The organism is Methylomonas sp. MgM2 (assembly GCF_054172045.1).
On sequence record NZ_JBSYXO010000016.1, the window covers coordinates 18,065 to 31,752 of the forward strand.

General features: G+C 53.5%; 10 protein-coding genes. 6 read left to right on the forward strand and 4 right to left on the reverse strand.

The window, feature by feature from the left end; translation table 11 throughout:
* Positions 1–87 precede the first annotated feature (87 nt).
* The 4 genes from ACW73I_RS13045 to ACW73I_RS13060 form a co-directional block, all read right to left on the reverse strand.
* Positions 88–999 carry a carbohydrate kinase family protein gene (locus ACW73I_RS13045; RefSeq protein ID WP_458029821.1) on the reverse strand — a complete coding sequence of 304 codons (912 nt, stop codon included), beginning with the start codon at positions 997–999 and terminating at the stop codon, positions 88–90.
* A gap of 138 nt (positions 1,000–1,137) precedes the next feature.
* Positions 1,138–2,871, reverse strand: a complete 1,734-nt coding sequence (locus ACW73I_RS13050) for a protein kinase domain-containing protein (RefSeq protein ID WP_458029822.1) — start codon at positions 2,869–2,871, stop codon at positions 1,138–1,140.
* A gap of 40 nt (positions 2,872–2,911) precedes the next feature.
* On the reverse strand, positions 2,912–3,355 hold the full coding sequence (gene cynS / locus ACW73I_RS13055) for a cyanase (RefSeq protein ID WP_458029823.1): 444 nt from the start codon (positions 3,353–3,355) through the stop codon (positions 2,912–2,914).
* Between the two features lie 64 nt (positions 3,356–3,419).
* Positions 3,420–4,232: a formate/nitrite transporter family protein gene (locus ACW73I_RS13060; RefSeq protein ID WP_458029824.1), complete on the reverse strand. Its 813-nt coding sequence runs from the start codon at positions 4,230–4,232 to the stop codon at positions 3,420–3,422.
* Positions 4,233–5,078: 846 nt separating this feature from the next.
* Between ACW73I_RS13060 and ACW73I_RS13065 the strand changes: the two genes are divergently transcribed.
* The 6 genes from ACW73I_RS13065 (at position 5,079) to ACW73I_RS13090 (ending at position 13,648) form a co-directional block, all read left to right on the forward strand.
* Complete coding sequence (locus ACW73I_RS13065; protein WP_458029825.1) at positions 5,079–5,318, forward strand: OadG family protein; 240 nt, start codon at positions 5,079–5,081, stop codon at positions 5,316–5,318.
* Positions 5,319–5,409: 91 nt separating this feature from the next.
* Positions 5,410–7,209, forward strand: coding sequence for a sodium-extruding oxaloacetate decarboxylase subunit alpha (gene oadA / locus ACW73I_RS13070; RefSeq protein ID WP_458029826.1), 1,800 nt, complete (start codon positions 5,410–5,412; stop codon positions 7,207–7,209).
* Between the two features lie 60 nt (positions 7,210–7,269).
* Positions 7,270–8,397, forward strand: a complete 1,128-nt coding sequence (locus ACW73I_RS13075; RefSeq protein WP_458029827.1) for a sodium ion-translocating decarboxylase subunit beta — start codon at positions 7,270–7,272, stop codon at positions 8,395–8,397.
* Between the two features lie 176 nt (positions 8,398–8,573).
* The gene (locus ACW73I_RS13080; protein ID WP_458029828.1) at positions 8,574–11,111 is read left to right on the forward strand and encodes a DUF2339 domain-containing protein; all 2,538 of its coding nucleotides are present in this window, start codon (positions 8,574–8,576) and stop codon (positions 11,109–11,111) included.
* Between the two features lie 46 nt (positions 11,112–11,157).
* Positions 11,158–12,180, forward strand: coding sequence for a ribonuclease T2 family protein (locus ACW73I_RS13085; protein WP_458029829.1), 1,023 nt, complete (start codon positions 11,158–11,160; stop codon positions 12,178–12,180).
* A 91-nt stretch (positions 12,181–12,271) separates the two neighbouring features.
* Entirely contained in the window at positions 12,272–13,648 is a 1,377-nt protein-coding gene (locus ACW73I_RS13090; RefSeq protein WP_458029830.1) for a hypothetical protein, read from the forward strand.
* Positions 13,649–13,688: the final 40 nt, after the last annotated feature.

Genomic DNA, 13,688 nt, shown 5'->3' on the forward strand with positions numbered 1-13,688 from the left:
CCAGCCTTAATGAGTCTTGCGACAATCGCTCTGTTCCATATCTGACCGGCTTAAGGTCAGCCCCCCGAACTAACGTTATTGGTGATGTCAGTTTGAATGCCAAGTCGTCAGCAGTTCGTTAAGCTGCTTCATATTCGGCAAACCGGGGCGAGCGCCCATGCGCGCGCAGCATAGGGCGCCGGCGGCGCTGGCGTAGCGCAGCAATTCGTGCCAGTCTAAGCCTGCCGCGAGGCCGGCGGCGAAGGCGCCGTGGAATGCGTCGCCGGCACCGGTGGTGTCGATTGCGGCGATAGGCGGCGCCGGCATGCTGCCGCGCTCTTGGCCTATTTGCCAGATCAAGCCGCGCTCGCCCAAGGTGATCACCACCGCCGGTGCTAATGCGGACAAACGCGTCAGTGCGGTGTGTTCGGCGCCGGCGTATTGCAGCGCGAATTTTTCCGAACACACCAAATAATCGACTTTATCCATCAAGGTCCGGGTGCCATCGTGCAAGGAACCGGCATCGAGTACGCTGTATTCGAAGCCGATATCGCTTAATGCGGTCAACGAAATATGGGGCTCGTGACCGTCGAACAACAAGGTTTTGCTGCTGAGACCGGTAAAGTCGACGCCATCGCCGGGCAAGGCCTTGGTATCCCCCTTGTAATTCAGTAACGCGCGTTTGCCGTCGGGTTTGACCAGGATTGCCGACAAGGGGGTGGGCGAATCGCCGCGTATTAGATTTTGGGTGTCGACATTTTCCCGTTCGAACTCTCGGAGATGGCTGTCGCCGTAAACGTCGTTTCCCAAATAACCGGCGAAGGCGGATTTGAATCCCAATCGAGCCGCAATCACGGCGGCGTTCGCGGCTGGGCCGCCGCCGCAGCTTAGTAGGCTATCGGCAAATAGCTTTTCGTCTTCGGCAGGATGATGCGGCACCGAGAAGACCAGGTCGTAACTGGCGTGGCCTATGCTGATTACGTCGAAATTCTTACTGTCGGACACGGCGGTAATTCCCATAAAAGATAAATCGCCGTTATTGTAGTGTCTCGCATACTATCTCGATAGCTTAGGCGGGCTTTCCGCTGCGAAGCGCGGAATTTTGGGCTATTAATGCGCGGCGGCAAAAGACCGAAATCCGGATGCGAGTAAGCTGAATCATCGTGATTCCAACTTGAGCAGCAAGGCGATAATGGTCAGTCCCAAGATCAGCGACAGGCCTTTCCAAAACAGCACGGGATTGCGCTCGATCAGCGGCGGCCGGTTTTTATTCAGAAACTCGGTGCCGGGATGGCGCAACTCGTATACGAATTCGGATAAATCGTCGTAACGCCGGTAGGGATTCGGGTGGACGGCTTTTCTCAACACCTCGTCTATCCAAGCCGGGATTTCTCTGTCATCGTGCAACACGGAACGGTAATGCAATTTTAATTGGGCTGCCCGGCTTCGGGTTTTGGCAACTTCGGTACCGTAGGGGAGTTCGCCCGACAGCATTTGATACGCAATCACGGCCAACGAAAATTGGTCCGAGCGCGTGCTTCCAGCTTCGCCCAGAAAATACTCGGGCGCCGTATACGGCGCGGTACCGAGGATTTGGCTGCGATCGAATGGCGAACTCAGTTCCATCAGTCCGGCCACCCGCGCAGAGCCGAAGTCGATGATTTTCACGCTACCCGTGTTGTCTATCATGATATTGTCGGGCCTAAGATCTTGATGCAGCATTTCCAGACGGTGAAAAGCGCGCAAGCCTTTGGCGATCTGTTCGACTATGCGCCGTACGCTCTCGATGTCGGGCCTGGGATTATCCAGCATCCATTGCTTTAAGGTCCGGCCTTCGATAAATTCGGTAACCACGTAAAGGTAATTTCGCCGACGGGTCGGCTTGCCGGGCTTCAATACATAGGCGCTGTCGATGCGGCGGGCTATCCAATCTTCCATCAGAAAGCGTTCCAGATAGGCGGCGTCGCCGCGCAAGTCGATTGAGGGCGTTTTAATGACGACGGCGGCGTTGGTTTCGGTATTCGCCGCCAGGTAAACATGGCTGCGGCTGCTGGCATGCAATTGCCTGATGATGGTGTAGCCATCGAAATCCATCCGGGGCTCAAGTATCGGCGGAAAGGGTAAGTCCGTTTGCAGGCGCTGAAGCGCATCGGCTTTAGGTTCCGGTAATTCGTCGATTCTGGCGATTTGCACGGTCAGGTTGTCGTCGCTGCCCTTGGCGTAAGCATGATGCGCTATGGCCTTGGCCGCAGCGTTCAGGTCGTCCCGCTGTTCAGCGATCATATCGACCATTGCGTCGTTACCGACGAATTCATGAATGCCATCGGTCGCCAAAATAAATATATCGCCCGTTTCGACGGCTAATGTTTGGAAATCGATTTCCAACTGTTGGTTGATGCCTAAAGCCCGGCTCAAATAACTCGTTTCTTGGTTGAGCCACAGCCTATGGTCTTCGGTCAACTGTTCCAGGCTATTGTCCTGCAAACGGTAAACGCGGCTGTCGCCGATATGGAAGACGTAAGCCGTCGTAGACTTGATGATCAGCGCGCTAAAGGTGCAAATGTAGCCTTTGTCCGCGTTATAACGGTATTGGCTTTGCCGGGTATGGGCGTACAACCACGAGTTGGTGGCTAACAACACGCGTTGCGCCGACTTCTTCACCGACCAAGTCTCCGGCGTGCAGAAATAGTCAGCCATGAAGCCGGTGACACTGGCTTCGCTGGCGATCTGGCTGACTTCGCTAGTGCTGATGCCGTCCGCCAGCGCAATGGCGATGCCTTTGGCGCTCAGTAGCGGCTCCTTCGGACTATAGGCAGCGTAAAAATCCTGATTGACAGCTTTACGGCCCTTGTCGGAAAACTGTCCTAAGGAGATCCGTAGTTGACTGGACATTAGCTATATGGCCGAAAATCGCCTTTCGGAGATGCCGGCGTCAGTAACTTTTATAGGGCAAAAATTTGCCGCTCATGACGATTTTGACGCGGTCTCCTTTAGGATCGGGCTCTCGCTGCAAATCCATGCTGAAATCGATGGCGCTCATGATGCCGTCGCCGAATTCCTCGTGAATCAAGGCTTTCAAGGCCGGGCCGTAGACGCTGACGATTTCGTAGAAGCGGTAAAGCAGGGGATCGGCCGGCGCCGTGCCGTTTAACGTGCCTTTGTAAGGCACGACTTGAAGCAGGGCTTTGGCGTCCTCCGGCAATTCCAGAAGTTCGGCGATTTTGCCGGCTTGTTCGGCGTTCAACGTCATCTGCCCCAGCAAGGCGGCGCAGGTCCATTCCTTGCTTTGGCCTATGGCATCGGCCAATTGCGGCCAGGTCAGTTGCTTGCGGTGTTTTTGAGCGATGATCAATTCGGTCACTTCGTTGCGTGTCATACGGAACTCCTTAATTCAAGTAAACGGTTAGCGCCCCGCCCCCGTGTGGTCCGAGGCGCGGGAATTAAACCAACGAGCGCTTGGGCGCGGTTCTGATATGGGTGGAATAAAGGGTCAATCCGGTAAATGCCAAGCCGCCGACCAGATTGCCGGCTACGGTCGGCAATTCGTTCCAGATGAAGTAATCCATGATCGAAAACTTGCCGCCCATGATCAAACCGGACGGAAACAAGAACATATTGACGACGGAATGCTCGAAAGCCATGCCGAAGAACAGCATGATAGGCATCCACATGGCGATGACCTTGCCGCTAACCGTGGTGGAAATCATGGCGCCCACCACGCCGGTAGAAACCATCCAGTTACAAAGCACGCCCCGGATAAACAGCGTCAACATGCCGGCCGCGCCGTATTTTGCATAACCCAAGGTTCGCGCCTCGCCGATGCCGGCGATTTTCTTGCCGACGTCGTTGGGTTCCACCGAGAACCCGTAAGTGAACACGATGGCCATCATCACGGCGACCGTGAGCGCGCCCAAGAAATTGCCGACAAACACCAAGCCCCAATTTCTCAGGACGCCGCTTACGGTTACTCCGGGGCGTTTGTCTATCAACGCCAACGGCGTTAACACGAATACGCCGGTCAATAAATCGAATCCCAGTAAATAAAGCATCGAAAAGCCGACCGGAAACAAGATGGCTCCGAAGATAGGCGAGCCCGTCTGCACGGTGACGCTGACCGCAAACACGGCGGCAAGCGCTAAAATCGCACCGGCCATATAGGCTCTGATGACGGTGTCTCGGGTCGACATGTAGATTTTGGACTCGCCGGCATCGACCATCTTTGTGACAAATTCTGAAGGAATCAGATAGGACATAACTCACCTTTTATAACGTTGGAAAACACTGGATTAATGTGCAAGCACGTTAATCCGATCGCGTAAGCCTGTTAGCGCAGGCTATCGGTTCCTTTCACACGAGCGTTATTACTCGTTTATTGCAGACCGGAAAAGACGACGCGGGAACAACAGACGAGTAAATTTCGCCGCTTCGGTAGAAGCGGTCGTTCAACGCCGTTGTTGAAAGGTGGAGGGCGGTGCGCCGTTGCACCGGCATCAGCCAAGCACCTAGCGTGCCACTGATTGTTTTCACGGCGTTTAAAGCGATTCAGCGCCTATATCGCGACTCCGAAGCCACTTTTTTGCACCGAAATGATTAATGGTTGCACCAAAATGAATTCATGCCGGCTAAAAACGGTGTCGTATGGAAGCGATCCTTGGCAGCTTGCAAGTGCCGATCAGGCGTTGTGCCGAAATCCGGACGATTAGGCCGTACATTCGTACGAAACTTGCTTGAAAAACTAGCGTCTCGATGCGTTGATAAATCAAGGGGTTGAGTTGAAATCCGGAAATATTCGCATGATGCCTGGATTTTCAGTTGGCGATCTGAAAGAGCAAAGCATAAACCAATGTCGTCGCCGGCCGAATTCATTCGGCAAAACACGATCGATGCAATTGCTCGGCGCGCGTTCCGGCCGGGCCGGAGCCGTTCGGTCGGACGGTTTTTTCCAGTATGAAAACTCTAACGTCAAGACTGGTAATGCTGGAAGCGGCCACGATCCGTATTGAACACTAATGTTTTACAAATACCGTGGCCGCGATTGTTTAATATGGCCGTTTTGGAGATAATGCGGCGTAATTGTGTAATTTTTTGGTTGAATCTTTATGAACGAACTGGTGTCGTCCGGAATCGAGTTAATGCTGATCGGCATGGGGATGGTCTTCGCTTTTTTGGCGATGTTGATAGTCGCCGTCAAGATGATGTCGTCGATCGTGTTGCGTCTTTTTCCGGAGCTGCCGGGCGGCCGGCATCCGGGCACGCATCACGGTGACGATCTCGGTACTATCGCCGCAATCAGCGCGGCCGTTCATCAATATCGCAAGAAATATCAGCAGAAACGTTAATAGGATGTCTGGATCAATTCCAGGCAGATAGGCTCGTCCCGCAAGGTGTATTAGCCGCCCGACCCAAAAGGCATCAAAAGGAGAAACAAGAGTGGCAAAGGTAACAAAACCTTTAGGCATTACAGAAGTCGTGTTGCGCGACGCTCATCAGTCATTGTTGGCAACCCGGTTCCGTATCGAAGATATGCTGCCGATTTGCGAGCAGATCGATCAAATAGGCTATTGGTCCGTGGAGTCGTGGGGCGGAGCCACCTTTGACGCCTGCATTCGTTATTTGGGGGAAGATCCTTGGGAGCGTTTGCGTTTGTTGAAAAAGGCCATGCCCAACACCCGTCAGCAAATGCTGTTCCGCGGCCAAAATATATTGGGCTATCGGCATTATGCCGACGATGTGGTCGATAAATTCGTCGAGCGCTGTGTGGTAAACGGCATCGACGTGTTCCGTATCTTCGATGCGATGAACGATATGCGCAATATCGAGCGCGCAGTGAAGGCAGTGCTGAACACCGACGCGCACGCACAAGGCACGATTTCATATACCACCAGTCCGGTGCATACCATAGCCAAATGGGTGGAACAAGGCCGCGTCATCGAAGACATGGGGGCGCATTCGATTTGCATCAAAGACATGGCCGGTTTACTGACGCCTTACGATGCTTACGAATTGATCAGCAAGTTGAAAAAAGCCGTGTCGATTCCGATTCATATGCAATGCCACGCGACCACCGGTTTAAGCGTGGGAACCTATATCAAGGCGATTGAAGCCGGGCTGGACAATTGCGATACCGCGATTTCGTCGATGAGCATGACCTACGGACACAGCCCCACCGAAACCATAGTCGCCAGTTTAAAAGGTCAACCGAACGATACCGGGTTGGATCTGAACAAGCTGGAAAAAATCGCGGCTTATTTCCGCGAAGTGCGTAAAAAATACGCCCAATTCGAAGGCAGCCTCAAGGGCGTGGACGGCCGCATTCTGGTTTCGCAAGTACCCGGCGGCATGCTGACCAATATGGAAAGCCAACTGAAAGAGCAAGGCGCAGCCGACAAATTCGATGAAGTATTGCAGGAAATTCCGCGCGTGCGCGAGGATTTGGGTTTTATCCCATTGGTCACGCCCACTTCGCAAATCGTCGGGACGCAAGCTGTGTTGAACGTCTTGTCCGGCGAGCGTTACAAAACGGTCAGCAAGGAAACCGCCGGCGTGTTGAAAGGCGAGTACGGCGCATCGCCCGCGCCGGTTAACAAGGAGTTACAGGCCCGCGTGTTGGACGGCGCGACGCCGATAAGCTGCCGCCCCGCGGATTTGTTGGAACCGGAAATGGATAAACTGGTTGCGGAAGTTAAACGCAAAGCCGCAGACGAAGGCGTCAAGTTGGCGGAATGCGTCGAAGAGGATGCTTTGATTGACGGAATGTTCGCGCAAGTCGGCTGGAAGTTCCTGCAAAATCGCGGCAATCCGGAAGCTTTTGAGCCTGCGCCTAATCCGCAAGCGGCAAACGCGGCAGCCGAAAGTCAAACTAAAACCGCCGAAGCGCCGACCGAGAGTTACAGCGTCAATGTCGACGGCCGAAATTACAATGTGGTAGTCGGACCGGGTGGCGCCAACCTATCGGTCACCAGCGTGCCTGCCAAGCCGGCTCAGCCGGATTTAGTCGTCACTCCGCCCATTGTCAGCGGACACGGCGTCGTTGTTTCACCGCTGGCCGGCGTGGTATTGAAAGTGAATGTCAACATCGGCGCTCATATCGATGAGGGCGACGTGGTCATGGTGTTGGAAGCGATGAAAATGGAAACCGAGATTCGCGCCAAAGTAGGTGGTATCGTCAGCGCGGTCAATGTCAAGCAGGGCGACAGTGTGGCGGTGGGCGACGTGTTGGTCACGCTTTAATAAATGCATGCGGCGGGACTTGGCGTTCGCCGTTCAGTCTGTAATTAAAAACGATAATTCATGGAAAACTTAATTCTGTTGTGGGAAAGCACCGGTTTTTATAACATTTCCGGCCCGCAAGTCACTATGATGGCGGTCGGGTTTTTGCTGCTGTTTCTAGCCATCAAGAAGGGCTTCGAACCGTTGTTGTTATTGCCGATCGGGTTCGGCGCGATCTTGAGTAATATTCCGGTTGCCGGCATGACCGAGGAGGGCGGCATTCTGCATTACATGTACGGCGGCATCAAATCGGGCGTTTTCCCGTTGCTGATTTTTATGGGCGTCGGCGCGATGACCGATTTCGGTCCCATGCTGGCCAATCCGAAAACCTTGTTATTGGGGGCGGCGGCGCAGTTCGGCATTTTCGGTACCTTATTCGGCGCCTTGGCTTTAAACGCGGTACCGGGTATGGAGTTCGATCTAAAACAGGCGGCGGCGATCGCGATTATCGGCGGCGCAGACGGCCCCACCGCGATTTATGTTGCGTCGAAGTTGGCACCGGAGTTATTGGGAGCCATTGCGGTTGCGGCGTATTCCTACATGGCTCTGGTGCCCTTGATTCAACCGCCGATCATGCGGGCTTTGACTTCGGTCGAGGAACGAAAAATAGAGATGCAACAACTTCGTACGGTGACGCAAAAAGAAAAAATCGTGTTTCCGATGATGCTGGTTACGTTAACCGCGTTTTTGCTGCCTTCCGCGGCTCCCTTGGTTGGTATGTTTTGTTTGGGAAATATAATGAACGCATCCGGCGTGGTCGAAAGGCTCAGCAAGACCGCCCAGAACGAACTGATTAACATCGTGACGATATTCCTGGGTTTATCCGTGGGCTCTAAACTGAGTGCCGACGCATTTTTAAAATTGGAAACCTTGGGTATTTTGGGCTTGGGCGCCATCGCATTTTCTATCGGCACTGCCAGTGGCGTGTTAATGGCCAAAGTGATGAACCGTTTCAGTAGTACGCCGATTAATCCGCTGATCGGCGCGGCCGGAGTTTCCGCGGTACCGATGGCGGCTAGGGTTGCGAACAAAGTCGGACAAGAAAGTAATCCGTATAATTTTTTGCTGATGCACGCCATGGGGCCGAACGTAGCCGGGGTAATCGGGTCGGCAGTGGCGGCCGGGGTGCTGTTAAGCTTAGTTCATTAAGCATCTTAAAAATTAATCGTAGCAAGAGCCGGCTCACTGCCGGCTTTTTTGTTTGTCATCGGGCACCTTAGTTCGCTTGCTTGCGGTTGTGCGTCGGAAATTGGTAATCTGATTCTCCACCGACTATAGTTTTTCCGACTCCGTCTCTCTTGATGGCCTGGACCGGGAGCAATGCCTTGGACAATTTTATTGGGTTTGCCGTATTCATTTTGGTTGCGGTTCCGCTTGCCGTGATCATTTTATTGGCCGTGATACTGCGCCGGCAAAAGCGGCAAAGCGACGAGATGGCTCAAGCGATCAGTAAGGTCGAACAGACTTTGATAGAGCAACGGGAATGGCTACGCGAGTTTGGCCGAACGTTAGGTGCTGCGCCGGCTGTGGCGCCGGACGCATCGGTACAGTCCCAATCTCAATCGAATCTGCAAGAAACCATGGCCCCGGTCCGAAGGCAAGAAAGCGAACCGGCGGATACGGCGCGGACAGAGTTCACGGCGAAACCAGCCGTTCGGCATCCTGGCGTTGAAGCCGAGCAGAGCGTAGCCGAAACGGATGTCGCCGACGCTTGGGCTCTCGCCGAATCGGCGCGCACGGAACCGAGCCGTTTTGAAGTGGCGGCCAAACAAATCCTAAAGGAGATATGGAATTGGATCGTGGTCGGCGAGGGACGCAGGCCGGAAGGCATGTCGGTGGAATATGCGGTGGCCAGCAATTGGCTGCTCAGAATCGGCGTGCTGATTTTGGTGACCGGTATCGGATTTTTTCTGAAATACTCCATCGATAACGGCTTGATAGGAGAAAAGGCGCGAGTGGCGCTGACGGTGCTGGCCGGGGTAGGCATGATCGTAGGCGGCGTACGCTTGGTGCATGGCCGCTATCATTTATTCAGCCAAGGCCTGTTGGGCGGCGGCATCAGCGTGCTGTATTTCAGTGTGTTCGCCGCGTTCAGCTTTTACCATTTGCTGGCGACGTACCCGGCTTTCTCACTGATGATATTGGTGACCGCGAGTGCGGCGACTTTGTCGGTAAAACTCGATTCAGTGCTGGTCGCCTTGTTCGCGATTATCGGCGGCTATTGCACGCCGATTCTGCTGTCGACCGGCCAAGTCAATTACTTCGGCTTGTATTCGTATATGTTGTTGCTGGGCATGGGCATACTGGCGATCAATGCCTATAAGCAATGGCATTTGTTGAATTTCTTGAGTTTTTTCTTCAATTACGCTCTGTTTTTCGCCGCGTTGGATAAGTACGAACCTCGCCATTTTTGGGAGGTGATGCCGTTTCTGGTCGCTTTTTTCGTGCTGTATTCGACCATGGTGTTTTTGTTTTGCTTGGTTCGCCGCGTCAAATCGACGCTATTGGATTTGCTGGCCTTGATGATAAACGCCGCGATTTTCTTCGTGACCGCCCGGCATTTGATCGTCCCGGAATACGGCACAATCTGGGTGGCGGCCGTAACCTTGGGCTTGGCGGCGTTTTATATCGCCCATGTTTATTATTGCTTGGCCAAGCGTGTGGACGATAGGGAACTCATGCTGAGCTTTATCGCACTGGCGGCCTTTTTCGTCACGATGACGCTGCCGCTGCTGTTGTCGAATCGTTGGATCACCGTCAGCTGGTCCTTGCAAGCGTTGGCGATGTTGTGGATGGGGGTTAAGCTGCGCAGCGCGTTTTTACGGCAAACGGCTTATCTGCTGTACCTGATTGTACTTGCCAGATTTTGTTTCATCGATTTACCCGATCAATACGGTTCCGGATCAGCCGGCACGGAGAACGTTATCGGCTTTTTAATCGGCTTGATGGAACGTGTGGTCAGCTTCGGCATCCCGATTGCGTCGCTGGCCTTGGCTTATTCCTTGGTCGAGAAGCCCGCGCCCGCCGCGCGGTTGGCTTGCGAGCCGGGCAACGATGTGCCGTTGTGGGTAAAAGACGATGCCTTGCTGCAAGCCGTTATGGTGATTACCGCCGCTCTGTTGTTCGTCGTGCTGCAATTGGAGCTGTACCGCAGTTTCGGCTTTTTATACCCGCCGCTGCAAATGCCTATGCTGACGCTGGTTTGGTTGGTCATGTGTACTCTGCTGTTATTGCGTTATATGGCGACGTCCGCCGCCTGGGTGCTCGAAGTCATGTGGCTTTTTGCGGCTGGGATGGTGTTTAAATTATTGTTGTTCGATTTGCCGGCCTGGGATTTAAGTCTGCAAAAGATTGCTTATGGCGATAGTTTGCCGACTTTACGATACGGCGGGGCTTATACGATTGAGTTGGCTCTGATGCGTCTGTTGGATTTTGCGGCCGTCATTTGCTTTTTTGTATTTGCCCATCAACGTTTAACACGGGTGGGCGCTTCGATGCGCCGGTGTTTAGGCGGAACGGCGTTGATTTTATTGTTTGCCTTCCTAAGTTTGGAAATCAACTCTTTGTTGTATCAGTATGTACCGGGCTTACGCGCCGGCGGCGTTTCGATATTGTGGTCGGTTTTTGCATTGACGTTGATTTTTCAAGGTATCAAACGAAGCATGCGTGTGTTACGTCTAGCCGGTTTGAGTCTGTTTGCCGTGGTGGCGTGGAAAGTGTTTTTTATCGATTTGGCCCGTTTGGAGCAGATTTACCGTATCCTGGCGTTCTTGGTGCTGGGTATATTGATATTGGGTGGCGCGTTTTTCTACATGCGCTATCAGCAAAGCTTCGTCCGTGACGAACGCGAGAGCCACGGCTAATCGCGTCGTACTTAAGTCTTGTATTCTTAATGAAAGGGTGATTGTCATGCAGCATAAAGTCCATTGTCAGCTTTTCTTCTCCATCGTCCTGATGGCCGCGGCTGCGATATGCGACGCGGCGCCGGCTACCGGCACCATCGTCGCCAGCCAGCCTTGCGAGGCCTACGTTTCCAAGAACAAGCGCACCAACCCGGACGGTGCCAGGCTGGTCGTCGATCGCAGCTATTCCATTTTCGAAGCCAACAAGGCCGATAACCCTGATTGGTATCGGGTGCGTATCGACCAAGCCCAGCCCGCCGAGCGTTGGGTAGCCAAGTCTTGCGGCGTCGTCGATGTCCATATCGGTGGCGATGCCGGAAGCGGTCCCACAAACGGCGGAAACACCGGCGGCAGCTGCAGTACGGCCGGCCAGCAGGACAGTTACGTACTGGCGCTTAGCTGGCAACCGGCATTTTGCGAAACCCATCGCAACAAGCCCGAATGCAAGATAGACGACGGGAAGTCTTATCAGGCACGGAATTTTACCCTACACGGATTATGGCCCAACAAAGCGGCGTGCGGAATCGGCTACGGTTTCTGCGGGGAGGTCAAGGGCAAGCGCAACGATTTTTGCGATTATCCCGAACTATCGTTGTCGAGCGAAACCAAAACCGGCTTGGCGCAGGTGATGCCTAGCGTTTCGGCCGGTTCTTGCTTGCAGCGGCACGAATGGTACAAACACGGCACCTGTCAAACCAACTGGTCCCTCGATGAGTATTACGATACCGCTGTTGAATTGGTCAGGCAGTTCAACGAATCGGGCATCGCCTATTTTATCTCGCGCAATGTCGGCAATACGGTTAACGAGTCCGATTTCATCAGCAAGTTCGATTGCGTGCACGGCGCCGATGCGCACAACAGTATTGAGCTGATCTGTCAAGGCGGTAATTTGGTCGATGTGTACATCAGCTTGCCGCAATCGATCAACCCGAATGCTCCGTTGGGCGACTTGATGCGGCAAGCCGAAGGGCAGTATAAATCCAATTGCGGAGGCCGCTTCACCGTGGATCCGATAGGGTTTTCGAACTGACTCGAATTCGTTCCATTTGTGGCAAACTTTAAGACTTAATCTATGCGGTATCGACATAGCTTAATCACGATAATCCCGACCAGGAGTTCGCATGATAGGCAAAGTAATCGGCTTCGGAATTTTATTATTCAGCGAGGTTCAGGCCGAGGAGCCGGCGGCTTTTCGTTTTAGCCGGGAAATCGAGTTTCAAACTCAGGCGCAATCGGCACTGATGGCCGTACCGCTGGATTCGGCGGTTTACGCCGCCACGGCTGAGGATTTTCGCGATGTACGCTTGATTGATGAAACGAATACCGAGATTCCGTATTGGCTGCAAAAAATCGCCGGGACTAAAACCGTAACCAAGCGCTTGCCGGTCCGTAGCTCAAAGCCCTGGCTGGAAAAGCAGGGCGAAGACGGCATCGTCGTAACATTGGAACTCGAGCCGGATGAAGTCGCCAATGTCGACGGCATGACGGTAATAACGCCGCTGCGCGATTTTGAGTATGAGTTGCAAGTCTTTGGCTCCGAGGACGGGCGAAATTGGCAGCCGCTAGTCGATAAGGCCATGATCTACGATTATTCGCGCTTTATGACTGTCGGAAATCGCGACATCGAACTCCCGGGGAACAATTATAAATATTTCAAAATCAGCGTCGCCAAGGCTATCGACACGCAACAATCCGCCTTAGTCGAGTTGACGCGCTCCCTGGATGGCCGGCAGGAAATGCAGCGCGAAGAGAAACTGGACCTGCATAACCGGCCGCTGCATATCGAGCGCATCGAACTTTGGCACGAAGAAACGGAAACCGTAGCGGAAAACGAACAACGGTTTGATTATCCGTTGGCGGATTTCAAAGTCAGCCGCGATGATCGGCAGAAACTTAGTTTGATCGATATCGACGCGCGGCTTTTACCGTTGAAGGGGTTCGAGCTGAAAGTCGCAACGCCCAATTTCAACCGGCATGCCCTTGTGCAAATCCCGGCGCAGCAAGGCTTGGAAACTCAAATGTCGACCATAGCCGAGGGAAACATAGAGGCCCTGAATTTCAGGGATATCAAGCGTGAACAAACCCAGCTTTATTTTCCGGAGCAGCGCCGCCAGCAGTATCGGGTTGCGATACAAGACAATGACAACCCGCCGCTCAAAATAGACGGCGTGGCGGGGCTGGGGCCGGGTTATCAACTGCTTTTTTTGGCGGAACCGCGTCAAACCTACCGCTTGCTTTACGGCGCCGAAAAAGCGGAATTGCCGCAGTACGACACGGCGCCGATTCACGAGTTACTGCGTAGGGGTTATCAAGCTACAAACGCCGGTTTGGGTTCCGAAAAGGCGAATGCGGAAATCAAAGATACCTTCGATATGATTAAGCTATTGAACAGCAATGCGTTCCTAGTGTTTGTCATTTCACTGATGGTACTGGTCTTGGGCTGGAGTTTGTATAGGGTGAGTAAGCGGGTAGGAAATGCCGGTAGATTCACCAAGTAGCGTCGGTAACGATGGCAAAATCAGTTTCGACCGCGGCGCC